Here is a 17,895-nt window from a genome sequence, read left to right on the forward strand (position 1 = left end):
ACGGGATGAACAAACGGCCGCCTGGATGCAAGATTTATGCGCTGCGGCGCAGCAGTCCCTGCTTTTTCAGCCAGATCAGCAAAATCGAGATCGCCGCCGGCGTAATGCCGGAGATGCGCGAAGCCTGGCCGATGGAGTTCGGTTTGTGATCGTTCAGCTTGGCGATCACCTCGTTCGACAGCCCCGAAACCTGACGGTAATCGAGATCCAACGGCAACACGGTGTTCTCGTTGCGCTGCTGTTTTTCGATCTCTTCCTGCTGGCGAGCGATGTAGCCTTCGTATTTGACCTGGATCTCGACCTGTTCGGCGGCTTGTACGTCGTCCAGCGGCGGCGCGAAGGCGTCGGTGCCGGTCAACTGCGCATAATCCATCTCAGGGCGGCGCAGCAGCTCTTCGCCGTTTGCTTCACGCGACAACGGTGCTTTCAGCAGCGCATTGACCTGTTCGACGTTCTCGGCGTGCGGGTGCATCCAAATGTCGCGCAGGCGCTGACGTTCGCGTTCGATTCGCTCCAGCTTCTCGCTGTAACGCGCCCAACGCACGTCGTCCACCAGGCCCAGTTCACGGCCTTTTTCCGTCAGGCGGAGATCGGCGTTGTCTTCGCGCAGCATCAGACGATACTCGGCGCGTGAGGTAAACATGCGGTACGGTTCTTTGGTGCCGAGGGTGCTGAGGTCGTCCACCAGCACGCCCAGGTAAGCCTGATCGCGACGTGGCGCCCAGCCTTCCTGTTCGTCGGCGAAGCGCCCGGCGTTCAAACCGGCCAGCAGGCCCTGTGCAGCGGCTTCTTCATACCCGGTAGTGCCGTTGATCTGGCCGGCGAAGAACAGCCCTTGAATGAATTTACTTTCCAGCGTCGGCTTCAAATCGCGCGGATCGAAGAAATCGTACTCGATGGCGTAACCAGGGCGAATAATACGCGCGTTCTGCATGCCTTCCATCGAACGGACGATCTGCATCTGCACGTCGAACGGCAGGCTGGTGGAGATCCCGTTAGGGTAAATCTCGTTGCTGGTCAGGCCTTCCGGTTCGAGGAAGATTTGGTGCGCGTTGCGATCGGCAAAGCGCATCACCTTGTCTTCGATCGACGGGCAGTACCGTGGGCCGATCCCTTCGATGATCCCGGCATACATCGGGCTGCGATCGAGGTTATTGCGGATCACGTCATGGGTTTTTTCATTGGTATGGGTGATGTAGCACGCCATTTGTTCCGGGTGTTGGCTGGCATCGCCCAGGAACGAGAATACCGGCACCGGCGTATCGCCGTGTTGTGGCGCCAGTACGCTGAAATCGATAGTGCGGGCGTCGATGCGCGGTGGCGTACCGGTTTTCAAGCGGTTAACGCGCAGCGGCAGTTCTCGCAAACGCTGCGACAGCGAGATTGAAGGAGGATCCCCGGCGCGGCCGCCGCTGTAATTCTCCAGGCCAATATGGATCTTGCCATCCAGGAAGGTGCCTACGGTCAATACCACCGCCTTGGCGCGGAATTTCAGGCCCATTTGGGTTACGGCGCCCACTACGCGATCGTTTTCGACGATCAGATCCTCAACGGGTTGTTGGAAGATCATCAGGTTGGGCTGGTTCTCCAACGCGGTACGGATCGCCTGGCGATACAGTACGCGATCCGCCTGAGCGCGCGTGGCGCGAACGGCTGGGCCTTTGCTGGCGTTTAGTATCCTAAACTGGATGCCGGCATGGTCGATCGCCGTCGCCATCAGGCCGCCGAGTGCATCAATTTCCTTAACCAGATGCCCTTTACCAATACCGCCAATCGCCGGGTTGCAAGACATCTGTCCCAGCGTATCGATATTGTGTGTCAATAATAAAGTCTGACGTCCCATGCGTGCCGCGGCCATGGCGGCCTCGGTCCCTGCATGGCCACCACCGATGATGATGACGTCAAATTGATCTGGATAAAACATGGAACTGCACCTCGCCGTATTGCGAACGATCGTTATTTGCCCTGGGGTGGGGGATTCTACTCAAGTTTAGACGATCGACCAAGTGGTCAGGATCGTCGGTAATTAAAAGAAGATCTTTTTTATTTAAAGATCTCTTTATTAGATCTCTTATTAGGATCGCGATCCTCTGTGGATAAGTGACTATTCACGATGAAGATCAGCAGATTAAGGAGGATCGTTTGCTGTGAATGATCGGTGATCCCGACGCAGATAAGCTGGGATCTAAAAGGCTTGTTATGCACAGGACAAAAAGCGCACTACGGTTGTTATTGGGATAACTACGGCTTTTACCCTGCTTTTAAGTATAGTTATCCACAATCGATCGCACGATCTTTAGGCAAATTAGAGTAAATTAATCCAGTTTTTTACCCATTCCTCGGCCGGATCCTCGGGAATTTCATGTTCGGTCACGTCGATCTCAAGACGATCGCCGATCCTTTTCGCGCCTCTGGCAATCAACAGATCGTCGATCTGCTTGATCGCACCGCAGAAGGTGTCGTATTCCGAACTGCCCAAACCGACGGCGCCGAACTGCACCTCGGAAAGATCCGGCTGTTGTTCGGCGATCTGCTCCAGCAACGGCTGAAGGTTATCCGGCAGTTCGCCGGCGCCGTGCGTGGAAGAGACCACCAGCCAGCGACCGGTCAACGGCAGCTCATCCAGTTCAGGGCCGTGCAGCATCTCGGTAGAGAAACCCGCGTCTTCCAGCTTTTCAGCCAAATGTTCAGCCACGTATTCGGCGCTGCCAAGCGTACTGCCACTGATCAGAGTAATGTCTGCCATGAACCAACGATCCCAACCTTCTCACTCAAAGTGGCTGCATTGTACGCTGTGAATCGACTGGGATCTACCTGTGGATAATGTGGGTATGCAATTTGACGGGTTATGGCACGATGGTGCGCATAATGGGGTTCTGCAGCGAGATCAGCGTTTCGGTAGATTGGATCTCGTCGATGGTCTGGATCTTGTTGATAAGTACCTGTTGCAGCGCGTCGATTGATCGGCACATCACCTTGATAAAGACGCTGTAGTGGCCGGTGGTGTAATAGGCTTCCACCACTTCTTCCAGGCTTTCCAGCTTCTTCAGCGCCGAAGGATAGTCTTTGGCGCTCTTTAATATGATGCCGATAAAACAGCACACGTCGTAGCCCAGCTGTTTGGGGCTGACGTCGATGCGCGCGCCGGTGATGATCCCGGCCTGTTTCATCTTCTCTACCCGCACATGAATGGTGCCGGGGCTGACGGCGAAGTTTTTCGCCAGTTCGGCGTACGGTGTGCGCGCGTTGTCCATCAGAGCGTTGAGGATGCCGCGATCGAGATTATCGATCTGATAAATTTCCGCCATTTAATCCCCCATTAATTAACGATTGTTGAATTCTGTCCGGGTAAAAATGAACGATTAAAAGTGAAAAGGCAATATTGATTAGTGGATATTGAATTGGCGTATCATTTTGTTGCTTAATCGATGGCAACAGAGACAGGTTTACAAGAGATACGGCAATGAAAAAACAGTTTATCCAAAAACAACAACAAATCAGCCAGGTCAAATCCTTCTTCTCCCGCCAGCTGGAGCAACAGCTCGGTCTGATCGAAGTGCAGGCCCCGATCCTCAGCCGTTTGGGCGATGGCACGCAGGATAACCTCTCCGGCAGCGAGAAAGCGGTGCAGGTTAAGGTCAAAACCCTGCCGGACGCCACCTTCGAAGTGGTGCATTCACTGGCGAAATGGAAACGCAAAACCCTGGGTAGCTACGATTTCGGCGCCGGCGAAGGCCTGTACACCCATATGAAGGCGCTGCGCCCGGATGAAGATCGCCTGACGCCTATCCACTCGGTGTACGTCGATCAGTGGGACTGGGAGCGGGTGATGGGCGACGGTGAGCGCAGCCTGGACTACCTGAAAAGCACCGTGCGCAGCATTTACGCCGCCATCAAGGCGACAGAGGCGGAAGTCAGCCGCGAGCATGGTCTGACTCCGTTCCTGCCGGAACAGATCCACTTTGTGCACAGCGAAACCCTGCTGCAGCGCTACCCGGATCTGGACGCTAAAGGGCGCGAGCGGGCGATCGCCAAAGAGCTGGGCGCGGTATTCCTGATCGGCATCGGCGGCAAGCTGTCGCACGGCAAATCGCACGATGTGCGGGCGCCGGATTATGATGACTGGACCACGCCGGCGGCGGATGGCCTGGTGGGCCTGAACGGCGACATCGTGGTGTGGAACCCGGTGCTGCAGGATGCTTTCGAGCTGTCCTCTATGGGCATCCGCGTCGACGCCGCCGCGCTGAAACATCAGCTGGCCCTGACCGGCGATGAAGAGCGCATGAAGCTGGAGTGGCACCAGTCGCTGTTGCGCGGCGATATGCCGCAGACCATCGGTGGCGGCATCGGCCAGTCGCGTTTGGTGATGCTACTGTTGCAACTGTCGCATATCGGCCAGGTGCAGTGCGGCGTGTGGTCGCCGGAAGTGCGCGGGGCGGTCGAAGGCCTGCTCTAACCGCCTAGCGCCGCCAGCGGCGCATCAAACGGCTTTTCAGCCCGGTATCGAAGCGCCAGATATGATCGAAGATGCGCATGATGCCGGGTTTGCCGTAGGCGGACATCGCCACCGCATGGAAACGCTGCTGGTGGCTTTGCTGCTGCTGTTTCACCTTCTTTATTACCTCCTCCGGCAACCGCTGGGCGATAAAATCGGAAATGATCACCGCATCGGCGTCGAACCAGCCGCTTTCCGCCATTTTGGTGACGGTGGCGTTCAGGCAGGCCGCCAGATCGGTGCCGCCGCGAAACTGCTGGCCGAGAAAGCGCACCGCCTGTTCGATGCCGCTGGCGGCGGTGAGTTCGTAATGCACGATCTGGTTGGCGAACAGCATGATGTAGCAGCGGCGGTTGTCCGCCAGCGCAATGCGCAGCAGCGCCAGGCAGAACGCCTTGGCGCACTGTTCGTTGAAACCGCCCATCGATCCTGAGGTGTCCACGCAGACGATAAACGGCCCGCGCGGCTGTTGATCCTGCTGCTGATGGGTGACCTGGCGGATCAGGATCTGTTCCTGCCAGACGTCGCCCTGCAGGCGGTAGCTCAGCAGCCGCTTTTCCAGCAGGCGGCGATAAAACTCGAACTCCAGCTCTTCAATCCCCAGCGTCGCCAGCTCCGGCGGCAGCAGGCGCAGGATGTCGTCGCTTTGATGAATGCCGCTCACTTCTTCCGGCAGCGTGGCCGGCACCTGTACCATGACCCTGAACGGTTCGGGCTGCGCGTCCTGTTGCTGCACTGCCTTGGCCTGATAGCTGCGGCCCAGCTGCTGCGCCAGCTTTTTCAGCTCCGGCTGCTGCTGCAAAAAGTTGCCGTACTCCACCAGCCGTTGGTAATCGCCGCGCTGCAGCTGGCCTTTGCTCATGTCCCACAGCCTGCCGGCGGCGGTGTCGTTTTCCGACAGCAGCGGCTCCAGCGCGCCGCTCAGCGCCAGGCGCTCCTGCAGTTCCGCCATCAGCTGCTCGCGCTCTTGTTCCAGCAGCTGGTGGTGCAGCATGGTGGCCTGCAGCGTCAGGCTGATGCGCCAGCGCTGCAGGAACAGGGTTTGAAAGCTGTCGTCCAGCGGATGGTTGGGCAGATCGGCAGCGTCCACCAGCGCGCGCGCCTGTTCATAAAACGGCGAGACCAGCTGGCGCAGCAGCTCCATCGTGTCGTTGAGGTTGTGATAGAACTGGGTGTTGTTCTCCAGCTGGCACTGTTGGTAGCGGTAAAATTCCTGCGCCAGCGCCGGCGGCACCATGGCCTCCTGCAGACGCTCCTTGAGCTGCAGTTTCCAGCGTGGCAGATCGCGATCCAGCGCCCGGCGAATGGCCGGAAACTTTTTAAAGAACACCGACAGCTGCGGCGCCGCCAGCATGCCGACGATCATCTCCTCGATCATCTCGCCTTCGGTGCTCGCCAGCAGCAGATCGAGCGTCTCCAGACTGAGCATGGTTACTGGCCGCGCATTTGCTGCAGTTGCTGTTTAACCTGCTCTGCCACCTGCAGCAGACTGGCTTCGATCTTGGCCAGGCCGGCGGCGGGGGTGAACAGACAGGGCTGATGCTGGCTGAAGGCGCGGCGCTGTTCCGCCAGGCGCTGGGCCAACGCGTCCATTTCATCCAGCAGCGCCTGCGGCGTGGCGGTGGCCTGTTTGCCCGGCAGCGCCAGCAGCGAAGGCTGGCGGCTGACGTCCAGCACCGTCAGGTGCAGTTGGTCGTCGACCTCCAAATCGATCGGCTGCGCGAAGCCGATGCCGTTCAGCTTGGCGCGCACGTCGCCGCCTTTTTGCAGCCAGTTATCCAGCACGCTGCTCTCGATGCTCAGATGGTTGACCTGAATGTCATGCAGCTGCAGCGGTTTTTGCAGCAGCAGAGTGAGAGTGCCGCCGGCGAACGGCGTGGCCGGTGCGTATTGCGGTTTGCGGCTGAACATGCCGCCCTTTTTCACCAGGCTGATGGCCTGCCGATCGCTTTGTTGTTGCTGATCCTGCAGCCAGCGGGTATGGATTTGTTGCAACTGGATCAACATCGACTGCTGCTGATAGGCCGATTCGGTCAGCAGCTGATCGATCTGCTGTTGCAGCAGCTTCAGCGAGGTGAGATCGTGCCACAGGCAGTCTTTCAGCAGCATCAGGTCGAGCGGGGCGATGGCGTCGCGCCCGCTGAAGAAGGCGCAGGCCTGCAGCAGGCGCAGGGCCTTTTTCCAGCGTCGGTCGGAGACGTACGGCGCCTGTTCCAGCGCGTCCAGCCGCTGACGCAGCTGGAAAATCAGCTCAAAGCAGGCTTCCGGCAGCGCCACCTTGTCGATCTGCGGTTGCCACTGCAGAAACTCTTCGTCGCTGACGCTCAGCGCCGCCGGCACCGGGTTTTGGCTCTCGTTCTGGCGGTTGACCAGCAGCGAGCGGAAATTCTGTTTATCCTGCACCTTGTCCAGCCACAGGCGGATCAGCATGCGGTCATATAAGGCTTCGAGGCTGTTGTCCGCTTCGGGCAGTTCGTTGGAGGCGGTGACCAGCAGGCGCAGCGGGATCGGTTCTTCGCTGTTGCCGTTGCGAAAGCGCCGTTCGTTGATCGCCGTCAGCAGGGTGTTGAGGATCGCCGGGCCGGCCTTCCAGATTTCGTCCAGAAACACGATCTCCGCTTCCGGCAGATAGCCGGCGGTCAGGCGCTGATAACGCCCTTCATCTTTCAGCGCCTGAATAGAGAGCGGGCCGAAGACCTCTTCCGGCGTGGAAAATCGCGTCATCAGGTATTCAAAGGAGCGGGCGTTGCGGAAGGCAAACTTCAGCCGGCGCGCGATCAGGCTCTTGGCGATGCCGGGCGGGCCGAGCAGGAATACGCTTTCGCCGCTCAGCGCCGCCAACAGGCACAGGCGGATCGCTTCTTGCCGCTCATAAAGACCGCTCTCCAGCGCGCTGCTGAGGCGGGAAATTCGTTCTGCCAGAAGGGATGATGGCGTCATATAATTGTCGCATTGTCCGAGAGTTAGCCAATCTTGGTCGATAATCCGATGATAAACCACCATTATTTTTAGTGGTATAGCTTATTGATTAGTAATATTTTTCTAAGTTGTGCCGGATATCCGGTTCACATTTTGTTTATTTTTCGGCTCTGATATAAGGGTAGGCAAGCCGTATAAATGGTGCATACTGTGCGGCTTTCTGGTGGGCGTGACGGATCTTTGAGCCCGTATTTTGCCTGATGCGGATGCATCGCTAACGGATGTTCTGATAAAGAAACGAATTATGAGCGCAGAGCATAAGCAGTCCTTATCGGCGGTAACCCTGGCGGCCATCGGCGTGGTCTACGGTGATATCGGCACCAGCCCTCTCTATACGCTGAGAGAGTGTTTCTCCGGCCATTACGGCTTCGATGTTCGTCCTGACGTGGTTTTCGGCTTCCTGTCGCTGATTTTCTGGATGCTGATCGTGATCGTTTCCCTCAAATATCTCACCTACGTGATGCGCGCGGACAACGCCGGCGAGGGCGGTATTCTGACGCTGATGTCGCTGGCCGGGCGCAACACCTCGGCGCGCACTACCGCGGTGCTGGTGATACTGGGCCTGATCGGCGGCAGCTTCTTCTATGGCGAGGTGGTGATCACCCCGGCTATCTCGGTGATGTCGGCGATCGAGGGGCTGGAAATCGCCGCGCCTGCGCTTGACGCCTATATCGTGCCGCTCTCCATTCTGGTGCTGACGCTGCTGTTCGCCATTCAAAAGCACGGTACCGGCAGCGTCGGCAAGCTGTTCGCTCCGGTGATGCTGCTGTGGTTCATCGTGTTGGCGGTGCTGGGCGCGCGCAGCATCATTTCGAATCCGGAAGTGCTGCAGGCGCTGAACCCCAAATGGGCGCTCAACTTCTTCATGGAATATAAGAAGGTGTCGTTCTTCGCGCTGGGGGCGGTGGTGCTGTCGATCACCGGCGTCGAGGCGCTGTATGCCGATATGGGGCACTTCGGCAAGTTCCCGATTCGCCTGGCCTGGTTCACCGTGGTGTTGCCATCGCTGGTGCTCAACTACTTCGGCCAGGGCGCGCTGCTGCTGAAAAACCCGGAGGCGATCAAAAACCCGTTCTTCCTGTTGGCGCCCGACTGGGCGCTGATCCCGCTGCTGATTCTGGCGACCCTGGCGACGGTTATCGCCTCGCAGGCGGTAATTTCCGGCGTCTTCTCGCTGACCCGTCAGGCGGTGCGTCTTGGCTATCTGTCGCCGATGCGCATCATTCACACCTCGGAAATGGAATCCGGCCAGATCTATATTCCGGTGATCAACTGGACGCTGTACATCTCGGTGGTGCTGGTGATCATCGGCTTCGAACACTCCAGCAATCTGGCGGCGGCGTACGGCATCGCCGTCACCGGCACCATGGTGCTGACCAGCATTCTGGTCACCTCGGTGGCGATCAACAACTGGCACTGGAATCGCTTCCTGGCGATCGGCATCGTGACCATCTTGCTGATCATCGACGTGCCGATGTTCTCCGCCAATGCCCTGAAGCTGTTCTCCGGCGGCTGGTTGCCGCTGACCTTGGCGCTGGTGATGTTCATCATTATGACCACCTGGAAGAGCGAGCGCTTCCGCCTGCTGCGCCGCCTGCATGAGCACGGCAACTCGCTGGAGGCGATGATTGCCTCGCTGGAGAAATCGCCGCCGGTGCGGGTGCCGGGTACCGCGGTGTTCATGTCGCGCGCCACCAACGTCATTCCTTTTGCGCTGCTGCACAACCTGAAGCACAACAAGGTGCTGCATGAGCGCGTGGTGCTGCTGACGCTGCGCACCGAGGATGCGCCTTACGTGCACAACGTGCGTCGGGTGACCATCGAACAGCTGTCGCCGACCTTCTGGCGGGTGGTCGCAAGCTACGGCTGGCGCGAAACGCCGAACGTCGAGGAGGTGTTCCACCGCTGCGGGTTGGAAGGATTGCCGTGCCGCATGTCGGAGACCTCGTTCTTCATGTCCCATGAATCGCTGATCCTCACCAAGCGGCCGTGGTACCTCTACCTGCGCGGTAAACTGTTCGTCGCCCTGAGCCGCAATGCGCTGCGCGCGCCGGATCAGTTTGAGATCCCGCCGAATCGGGTCATCGAGCTCGGCACGCAGGTCGAGATCTAACCCGCCTGATAAGGGGCTCAGCATGGCTGAGCCCCTTTTGTTTGTGCTTTGTCCGCGCGTGAACGAAACGTTTCGATAACGATCACACTTCTGCATTGTCCCGGTTGCCTTCCCCTGCCGTTTTTTTAAACTCCTTCAGAGAGCGAAACGTTTCGCTAGCGGAGTGAGAAGATGAAAAAAGGCGTATTACTGAATTCCGACGTGTCTGCCGTGATTGCCCGGCTGGGGCATACCGACCAGCTCACCCTGTGCGACGCGGGCCTGCCGATACCGGCGGAAACGCAGCGCATCGATCTGGCGCTGACGCAGGGCGTGCCGACCTTCCTGCAGGTGTTCGCGGCGGTCACGCAAGAGATGCAGGTAGAAAGCGCCATCCTGGCGGAAGAGATCGTGAAACAGAATCCGCCGCTCCACGAGGCACTGTTGGCTGAACTGACCGCACTGGGCCAACGCCAGGGTAATACCATCAGCGTGCGCTATATCAGCCATCAGGCGTTTAAAGCACAAACCGGGCACAGCCGGGCGGTGATCCGCAGCGGGGAGTGTTCGCCTTACGCGAACGTGATCCTGTGCGCCGGCGTAACTTTCTGAGGCGCGTATGCAACCTTTACTGCAACTGAAAGGGATTGATAAAGCCTTTCCCGGCGTGAAGGCGCTTTCCGGCGCTGCCCTCAGCGTCTATCCCGGCAAGGTGATGGCGCTGGTGGGAGAAAACGGCGCCGGTAAGTCCACCATGATGAAAGTGCTGACCGGCATCTACCAGAAAGACGCCGGCAGCCAGTATTTTCTCGGTAAAGAGGTGGCGTTCAACGGGCCTAAGGACTCGCAGGAAGCGGGCATCGGCATTATCCATCAGGAGCTGAACCTGATCCCGCAGCTGACGATTGCGGAAAACATCTTCCTCGGCCGCGAGTTCGTCAACCGTTTCGGCCGCATTGACTGGAAGCGCATGTACGCCGAGGCCGATCGCTTGTTGGCGCGTCTCAATCTGCGCTACAGCAGCCACCGGCTGGTGGGCGAACTGTCGATCGGCGATCAGCAGATGGTGGAGATCGCCAAGGTGCTGAGCTTCGAATCGAAAGTGATCATCATGGACGAACCGACCGATGCGCTGACCGACACCGAAACTGCCTCGCTGTTCAAGGTGATCAACGAGCTGAAGGCCGAAGGGCGCGGCATCGTGTATATCTCGCACCGCCTGAAAGAGATTTTTGAAATCTGCGACGACGTGACCGTATTCCGCGACGGGCAGTTTATCGCCGAGCGGCCGGTGAGCGAGCTGCAGGAAGATTCGCTGATTGAGATGATGGTCGGCCGCAAGCTGGAAGAGCAGTACCCGCGCCTGGATTTGCCGCGCGGGGAAAAACGGCTGGACGTCAGCCACCTTTCCGGCCCCGGCGTTGAAGACGTCAGCTTTACGCTGTATCGCGGCGAGATCCTCGGCGTGGCCGGGCTGATGGGCGCCGGGCGTACCGAACTGATGAAAATCCTGTACGGCGCCGCCCCGCGCAAGGCCGGCACCGTCAGCCTGGACGGCCGCGACGTGGTCACCCATTCGCCGCAGGACGGGTTGGCGAACGGCATCGTCTATATCTCGGAAGACCGCAAGCGCGACGGCCTGGTGCTGGGCATGTCGGTGAAGGAAAACATGTCGCTGACCGCGCTGCGCTACTTCAGCCGCGCCGACGGCAGCCTGAAACAGGCTGACGAGCGGCAGGCGGTGGGGGATTTCATCCGGCTGTTCAATATCAAAACGCCGTCGATGGAGCAGCCGATCGGTCTGCTTTCCGGCGGCAATCAGCAAAAAGTGGCGATCGCCCGCGGCCTGATGACCCGACCGAAGGTGCTGATCCTCGATGAGCCGACGCGCGGCGTCGACGTCGGCGCCAAAAAAGAGATCTATCAGTTAATCAACCAGTTCAAGCAGGAAGGGCTGAGCATCATTCTGGTGTCTTCGGAAATGCCGGAGGTGATGGGCATGAGCGATCGCATTCTGGTGATGCACGAAGGGCATCTCAGCGGCGAGTTCCCGATTGAACAGGCCACCCAGGAAGCGTTGATGGCGGCAGCCGTCGGCAAGCAATACGGCGTAAAGCAGGAGTAATCAGATATGAGTTCCCAGACTATCGCAGCTAAGCGCTGGTTCAGTAAAGAGTGGCTGTTAGAGCAGAAGTCGTTGATTGCGCTGCTGGTGCTGATCGCCGTGGTCTCTTCCATGAGCCCGAACTTCTTCACCCTGAACAACCTGTTCAATATTCTGCAGCAGACCTCGGTGAACGCCATCATGGCGGTGGGGATGACGCTGGTGATCCTCACCTCCGGCATCGATCTGTCGGTGGGATCGCTGCTGGCGCTGACCGGCGCGGTGGCGGCGTCGATCGTCGGCTTTGAGGTCAACGCGCTGGTGGCGGTGGCGGCGGCATTGACGCTGGGCGCCGCGGTTGGCGCCTGCACCGGGGTGATCGTCGCCAAAGGCAAAGTGCAGGCCTTTATCGCCACGCTGGTGATGATGCTGCTGCTGCGCGGCGTCACCATGGTGTACACCAACGGCAGCCCGGTCAACACCGGTTTCACCGACGTGGCCGACACCTTCGGCTGGTTCGGCATCGGCCGCCCGCTGGGCGTGCCCACGCCGATCTGGATCATGGCGATCGTGTTCATCGCCGCCTGGTATATGCTGCATCATACGCGCCTGGGCCGCTATATTTATGCCCTGGGCGGCAACGAAGCGGCGACCCGCCTCTCCGGCATCAGCGTCGATAAAGTGAAGATTATCGTTTACTCGCTGTGTGGCCTGCTGGCGGCGCTGGCCGGGGTGATTGAAGTGGCGCGCCTGTCGTCGGCGCAGCCGACCGCCGGCACCGGCTATGAGCTGGACGCCATCGCCGCCGTGGTGCTGGGCGGTACCAGCCTGGCCGGCGGCAAGGGCCGCATCGTTGGCACGCTGATCGGGGCGCTGATCCTCGGCTTCCTGAACAACGGCCTGAATTTACTGGGTGTTTCTTCCTACTACCAAATGATCGTGAAGGCAGTGGTGATACTGCTGGCGGTTCTGGTAGATAACAAAAGCAACAAGTAACCTCCCCCTACAGGAATCACGATGATGAAAATGAAAAAACTGGCAACCTTAGCTTCCGCCATCGCGCTGAGCGCCACCCTGAGCGCCAATGCCATGGCCAAAGACACCATCGCGCTGGTGGTGTCCACCCTCAACAACCCGTTCTTCGTCTCGATGAAGGACGGTGCGCAGCAAGAGGCCAACAAGCTGGGCTACAACCTGGTGGTGCTGGATTCCCAGAACAACCCGGCGAAAGAGCTGGCCAACGTGCAGGATCTGATGGTGCGCGCGCCCAAGCTGCTGCTGATCAACCCGACCGACTCCGATGCGGTAGGCAACGCTATCAAGATGGCCAACCAGGCTAAGATCCCGGTCATTACGCTGGACCGCGTGGCGAGCAAGGGTGACGTGGTGAGCCACATCGCTTCGGATAACCGCGTGGGTGGCAAAATGGCCGGCGACTTCATCGCCAAGAAAGTGGGTGCCGATGCCAAGGTGATTCAGCTGGAAGGCATCGCCGGCACTTCTGCCGCGCGTGAACGCGGTGAAGGCTTCAAACAGTCGCTGGATCAGAATAAATTCAAACTGTTGGCCAGCCAGCCGGCCGACTTTGATCGCACCAAGGGCCTGAACGTGATGCAGAACCTGCTGACCGCGCACCCGGATGTGCAGGCGGTGTTCGCTCAGAACGATGAAATGGCGCTGGGTGCGCTGCGCGCGCTGCAAACCGCCGGTAAAACCGACGTGATCGTGGTAGGCTTCGACGGCACCGCCGACGGCGTGAAAGCGGTCGAAGGCGGCAAGCTGGCGGCGACCGTGGCGCAGCGTCCCGATCAGATCGGCGTGATCGGTGTGGAAACCGCCGATAAAGTGCTGAAAGGCGAAAAAGTGCCGGCGACCATTCCGGTCGATTTGAAACTGGTCACTCAGTAAGTCATACCAGCGCCATCGGAACGGGGCGTTTACGATGGCGCGCAATTCAGGAATCAATGCGATGGAAACAGGTAAGCTGGTGGTTCTTGGCAGCATCAATGCCGACCATATACTCAATATTGAACAGTTCCCCCACCCGGGCGAAACGGTGATCGGGAAACAGTATAAGGTGGCGTTTGGCGGCAAGGGCGCGAATCAGGCGGTAGCGGCCGGGCGCAGCGGGGCGGAGATCGCCTTTATCGCCTGCGTGGGCGCCGACGACATCGGCGAACGTGTCCGCCGGCAGCTGGCGAGCGATCGCATTGATACCCAACCGATTGAAGCCATTGCCGACAGCACCACCGGCGTGGCGCTGATCTTCGTCAACGCCGAAGGCGAGAACGTGATCGGCATCGATGCCGGCGCCAACGCCGCAGTGACGCCGGATTACCTGGCGCGCTACCAACAAAAAGTGATCGATGCCGACGCTTTGCTGATGCAGTTGGAGTCGCCGCTGGAGACGGTGATCGCCGCCGCCCGCTTGGCGAAGCAGAATCACACGCAGGTGATCCTCAACCCGGCCCCGGCGCGTGAGCTGCCGGACGAGCTGCTGGGCATGATCGATATGATCACCCCGAATGAAACTGAAGCCCAGCGCCTGACCGGCATCGCCGTGGACAACGACGCCGATGCGGCGCGCGCGGCGCAGGCGCTGCACGACAAGGGTATCGCGACGGTGATCATCACCCTTGGCAGCCGCGGCGTGTGGCTGAGCGAAAACGGCAACGGCAAACTGGTGCCCGGCTTCAAGGTGCAAGCGGTGGATACCATCGCCGCCGGCGATACCTTTAACGGTGCGCTGGTCACTGCCCTGTTGGAAGGCAAGATCATGGCCGACGCGGTGCGTTTCGCCCATGCCGCGGCGGCTATCGCCGTGACCCGCCCTGGCGCGCAGCCTTCGGTGCCGTGGCGTGAAGAGATCGACGCCTTCTTGCAGCAGCAGGGGTGATCCTTTGGCCACCATGAAAGATGTCGCCCGCCTGGCGGGCGTTTCAACCTCTACCGTTTCGCATGTGGTCAACAACAATCGCTTTGTCAGCGACAGCGTGCGCGACAAGGTCATGGCGGCCGTGGAACAGCTGAACTATGCGCCTTCCGCGCTGGCGCGCAGCCTGAAGCTCAATCAGACGCGCACCATCGGCATGCTGGTGACCGCCAGTAACAACCCGTTTTATGCCGAAGTGGTGCGCGGCGTGGAGCGCAGCTGCTATGAACGCGGCTACAGCCTGATCCTGTGCAACACCGAAGAAGACGCCGCGCGCATGAACCGCAGCATGGAGACGCTGTTGCAAAAGCGCGTCGACGGTTTGCTGCTGATGTGCACCGAAAACCACCGGCCATCGCAAGATGCCCTGAGCCGCTACCCGTCACTGCCGATCGTCATGATGGACTGGGCGCCGTTCGAGGGCGCCAACGACATTATTCAGGATAACTCGCTGCTGGGCGGCGAGATGGCGACCGATCATCTGATCGCCTGCGGCTACCGCAAGATCGCCTGCATCGCCGGCCCGCAGGATAAAACCACCGCTCGTCACCGACTGGAAGGCTATCGCAACGCGATGCGGCGCGCCGGACTGCCGGTTCCGCCAGGGTATGAAGTGCATTGCGACTTTGAGTTTGAGGGCGGCGTGAACGCCATGCGCCAACTGCTGACGCTGGACGAGCCGCCGCATGCGGTGTTCGCCGGTAACGACGCGGTGGCGGTGGGCGTTTATCAGGCGCTGTATCAGGCCGGGCTTTCCGTGCCGCAGGATATGGCGGTGATGGGCTACGATGACATTGAGTTGGCGCGTTATCTGGCGCCGCCGCTGAGCACCATTCATCAGCCGAAGGATTCGCTGGGCGAACTGGCGATCGATGCACTGATCAACCGCCTGCAAAACCCGGAGCGTGCGCCCCAGGTGCTGGTGCTGACGCCCGAGCTGGTGGAGCGCGCCTCGGTGGGCCGCCGTTAACTCGCCGCCTTCGCTTCTTTCTTGCTTTCCTGGCCGCTGATCAAATTGCGGCCATCCTTCCTTCTCAGCAACATAAACACCAGCGCCGACGCCACGGTGACGATCCCCATGGTGATAAAGGTGTAGTGGAAGTGGTCGATCATGGTGCCTAACGACAGGGATTCGTAAAAACGCAGCACCGCTGCGCTGATTGCCACGCCGAAGCTGATGGACAGCTGCTGGGTGACCGCCAGGACGCTGTTGCCGGCGCTGGCGTTGGCGTCGTTCAAATCCGCCAGGCTGATGGTGTTCATGGCGGTGAACTGGGTGGACATCGCCATGCCCAGCACGAACAGCGGCAGGATCATCAGCCACAGCGGCATGCCCGGGCTTTGCAGGGCGAACTGGGCGATCAGTACCCCGATGATAACGGTGATGCCGACCAGCGTTTTACGGTAGCCGAACCAGCGCAGCACCTGAGTGACGGTGGATTTCGCCATCAGCGAGCCGATGGCGGTCGGCGCCATCATGCAGCCGGCGACGATCGCCGTATAGCCGAATCCCACCTGCAGCATGAGCGGCATTAAAAACGGCACGCAGCCAGTTCCCAGCCTCGAGGCGACGTTGCCGGCGATACCGACCGAGAAGGTGCGGGTTTTGAACAGGTCGAGACCGATCAGCGGCTGAGGATGGCGGCGTGCGTGCGCGATATAGCCGAACAGCATCACGAAGCCGCTGAGCAGAATACCCAGCGAAACGTAGCTCGCCAGCACCCGCTCGCCAAACAGCTCAAGCCCGGTAGAGATCAGCACCAGGCTCAGGCCGAACAGCATGAAGCCAAGGAAATCGAAGCGGCGCTTGGGCGTGGTGAAGTCCGGCATGTACTTGCGCGCATAGAAGATGCCGAGCAGGCCGATAGGGATATTGATCAGGAAAATCCAGTGCCAGGTGGCGTAGGTGACCAGCCAGCCGCCCAGCAGCGGCCCGAGAATCGGCCCGACCAGGCCGGGCATGGTGACGAAGTTCAGCACCGGCAGCAGTTCGCTGCGCGGGTAGGCGCGCAGCAGCGCCAACCGTGCAACCGGCATCATCATCGCGCCACCGATGCCTTGCAGCACGCGAGAGGTGACCAGCACGCTCAACGTAGGGGACAGGGCGCACAGCAGCGAGCCAAGGGTGAATAACGTCACGGCGAAGATGAACACGCGGCGGGTGCCGAAGCGGTCCGCCAGCCAGCCGCTGACCGGGATCAGCATCGCCACCGTCAGCGTGTAGCTGATGACGGCCGATTGCATCGCCAGCGGTGAACGCCCCAGGCTTTGGGCGATAGCCGGCAGCGCGGTGTTAAGGATAGTGGCGTCCAGCGCCTGCATAAAGAACGCCATTGCGGCGATCCACGGTAGTCCTGCCATACTGCGCGCGGATTGGGTCATGGTCGGTCCTGGTTAAATGGTCGTCTGTCCCTCGTCTCTTTCTTCTATATATAAGCGGGGAGCGTGTCTAGTCTTTCTCTTTCAGCAGTACCTGGCAGGCGACGAGCGCGCCGGCGCTGTCCCCGGCGAGTATCGCATCGACGATAGCCTGATGATGGCGCAGCTTGATCACTTCATTGCCGGTGATGGCGCGGAAGTAGCTTTGGTACACCGAACTGAATAGGTTGGCGAACGAGGTCAGGAACGGGTTGCCGCTGGCCTCGTAGATGAGCTGGTGGAATTGGGTATCGACCTGGATCCAACGCTCGCGATCAAACTGGGTATGCAGCGCGCGCATTTCCGCCATCAGCTCCGCCAGCAGCTTGGTTTGCTGCGGGCTGGCGTGGTTTGCCGCCAACGCGCAGGCCTGCGGCTCCAGAGAGGTGCGCAGGATAAGGAAGTGTTGCATCACCTGATCGAAGTTTTCCCGCGTCATCCACCAGGTCAGTAAATCCTGATCGAGAAAATTCCATTGGCTTTGCGGCATTACGCGGGTGCCGATGCGCGGGCGCGGCAACAACATGCCTTTGGCGGCTAACATCTTTACCGCTTCGCGTACTGCGGTGCGGCTGACGCCGAATTGCTCACCCAGTTCCATTTCACCGGGCAGGATGCTGCCGGCCTGATAATCGCCCGCCAGAATTTGTTGGCCGAGTTTCTCTGCGAGCAGATAAGAAAGATTGCGTTGGGCGGCCTGTTGTTGTGCATTTAGCGGCATGGCTGCGGGTCCTTACTGACATCGTTATTTCTATTTTACTCCAGTGATCGCCAGCTTTTATGGCTGTTTGCCGGAAAAAGTGACATAAATTCGTCGCTTTTTCGCCCTTTTGTTGAAAAAAAGCGCGCTTGAAAAGTTTTTTGCAATTAGGGGT

At 59.5% G+C, this 17,895-nt stretch carries 15 protein-coding genes; 8 read left to right on the top strand and 7 right to left on the bottom strand.

The annotated features are described in order from the left end of the window. Positions 1-34: 34 nt before the first annotated feature. From mnmG to asnC, 3 genes are all read right to left on the bottom strand, one after another. Entirely contained in the window at positions 35-1,924 is a 1,890-nt protein-coding gene (mnmG, locus tag HMPREF3138_RS04640) for a tRNA uridine-5-carboxymethylaminomethyl(34) synthesis enzyme MnmG (protein ID WP_033631384.1), read from the bottom strand. 381 nt (positions 1,925-2,305) lie between these two features. Next, the gene (gene mioC / locus HMPREF3138_RS04645; RefSeq protein ID WP_016929621.1) at positions 2,306-2,746 is read right to left on the bottom strand and encodes an FMN-binding protein MioC; all 441 of its coding nucleotides are present in this window, start codon (positions 2,744-2,746) and stop codon (positions 2,306-2,308) included. A 100-nt stretch (positions 2,747-2,846) separates the two neighbouring features. Then, positions 2,847-3,308, bottom strand: coding sequence for a transcriptional regulator AsnC (asnC, locus tag HMPREF3138_RS04650; protein WP_004933786.1), 462 nt, complete (start codon positions 3,306-3,308; stop codon positions 2,847-2,849). 155 nt (positions 3,309-3,463) lie between these two features. Between asnC and asnA the strand changes: the two genes are divergently transcribed. Continuing rightward, positions 3,464-4,456 carry an aspartate--ammonia ligase gene (gene asnA / locus HMPREF3138_RS04655; RefSeq protein WP_038876043.1) on the top strand — a complete coding sequence of 331 codons (993 nt, stop codon included), beginning with the start codon at positions 3,464-3,466 and terminating at the stop codon, positions 4,454-4,456. A gap of 4 nt (positions 4,457-4,460) precedes the next feature. Here asnA and viaA read toward each other — a convergent pair whose 3' ends face one another. After that, positions 4,461-5,924 carry an ATPase RavA stimulator ViaA gene (gene viaA / locus HMPREF3138_RS04660; protein ID WP_038876045.1) on the bottom strand — a complete coding sequence of 488 codons (1,464 nt, stop codon included), beginning with the start codon at positions 5,922-5,924 and terminating at the stop codon, positions 4,461-4,463. A gap of 2 nt (positions 5,925-5,926) precedes the next feature. Then, positions 5,927-7,435, bottom strand: coding sequence for an ATPase RavA (gene ravA / locus HMPREF3138_RS04665; RefSeq protein ID WP_048232264.1), 1,509 nt, complete (start codon positions 7,433-7,435; stop codon positions 5,927-5,929). Between the two features lie 283 nt (positions 7,436-7,718). Here ravA and kup point away from each other — a divergent pair, with 283 nt between their 5' ends. The 7 genes from kup to rbsR all read left to right on the top strand — a co-directional run bounded on the left by kup (position 7,719) and on the right by rbsR (position 15,572). Next, positions 7,719-9,587: a low affinity potassium transporter Kup gene (kup, locus tag HMPREF3138_RS04670; RefSeq protein WP_038876047.1), complete on the top strand. Its 1,869-nt coding sequence runs from the start codon at positions 7,719-7,721 to the stop codon at positions 9,585-9,587. Between the two features lie 171 nt (positions 9,588-9,758). Further along, positions 9,759-10,178 (top strand): D-ribose pyranase, encoded by a 420-nt coding sequence (rbsD, locus tag HMPREF3138_RS04675; RefSeq protein ID WP_038876048.1) that lies wholly within the window; start codon positions 9,759-9,761, stop codon positions 10,176-10,178. Positions 10,179-10,185: 7 nt separating this feature from the next. Then, entirely contained in the window at positions 10,186-11,691 is a 1,506-nt protein-coding gene (rbsA, locus tag HMPREF3138_RS04680) for a ribose ABC transporter ATP-binding protein RbsA (protein WP_038876049.1), read from the top strand. Positions 11,692-11,697: 6 nt separating this feature from the next. Beyond that, positions 11,698-12,666, top strand: a complete 969-nt coding sequence (rbsC, locus tag HMPREF3138_RS04685; protein ID WP_038876050.1) for a ribose ABC transporter permease — start codon at positions 11,698-11,700, stop codon at positions 12,664-12,666. A 24-nt stretch (positions 12,667-12,690) separates the two neighbouring features. Further along, entirely contained in the window at positions 12,691-13,578 is an 888-nt protein-coding gene (gene rbsB / locus HMPREF3138_RS04690) for a ribose ABC transporter substrate-binding protein RbsB (protein ID WP_025160300.1), read from the top strand. A gap of 61 nt (positions 13,579-13,639) precedes the next feature. Beyond that, positions 13,640-14,566: a ribokinase gene (rbsK, locus tag HMPREF3138_RS04695; RefSeq protein ID WP_038876051.1), complete on the top strand. Its 927-nt coding sequence runs from the start codon at positions 13,640-13,642 to the stop codon at positions 14,564-14,566. A gap of 4 nt (positions 14,567-14,570) precedes the next feature. After that, positions 14,571-15,572 carry a ribose operon transcriptional repressor RbsR gene (rbsR, locus tag HMPREF3138_RS04700; RefSeq protein WP_038876052.1) on the top strand — a complete coding sequence of 334 codons (1,002 nt, stop codon included), beginning with the start codon at positions 14,571-14,573 and terminating at the stop codon, positions 15,570-15,572. Here rbsR and mdtD read toward each other — a convergent pair. After that, the gene (gene mdtD / locus HMPREF3138_RS04705) at positions 15,569-16,984 is read right to left on the bottom strand and encodes a multidrug transporter subunit MdtD (protein ID WP_038882030.1); all 1,416 of its coding nucleotides are present in this window, start codon (positions 16,982-16,984) and stop codon (positions 15,569-15,571) included. The genes rbsR and mdtD overlap by 4 nt on opposite strands. A 67-nt stretch (positions 16,985-17,051) precedes the next feature. Continuing rightward, on the bottom strand, positions 17,052-17,741 hold the full coding sequence (locus tag HMPREF3138_RS04710; RefSeq protein WP_033636503.1) for a FadR/GntR family transcriptional regulator: 690 nt from the start codon (positions 17,739-17,741) through the stop codon (positions 17,052-17,054). Positions 17,742-17,895: the final 154 nt, after the last annotated feature.

The organism is Serratia sp. HMSC15F11 (genome assembly GCF_001808215.1).
Lineage (GTDB): Bacteria > Pseudomonadota > Gammaproteobacteria > Enterobacterales > Enterobacteriaceae > Serratia > Serratia nevei.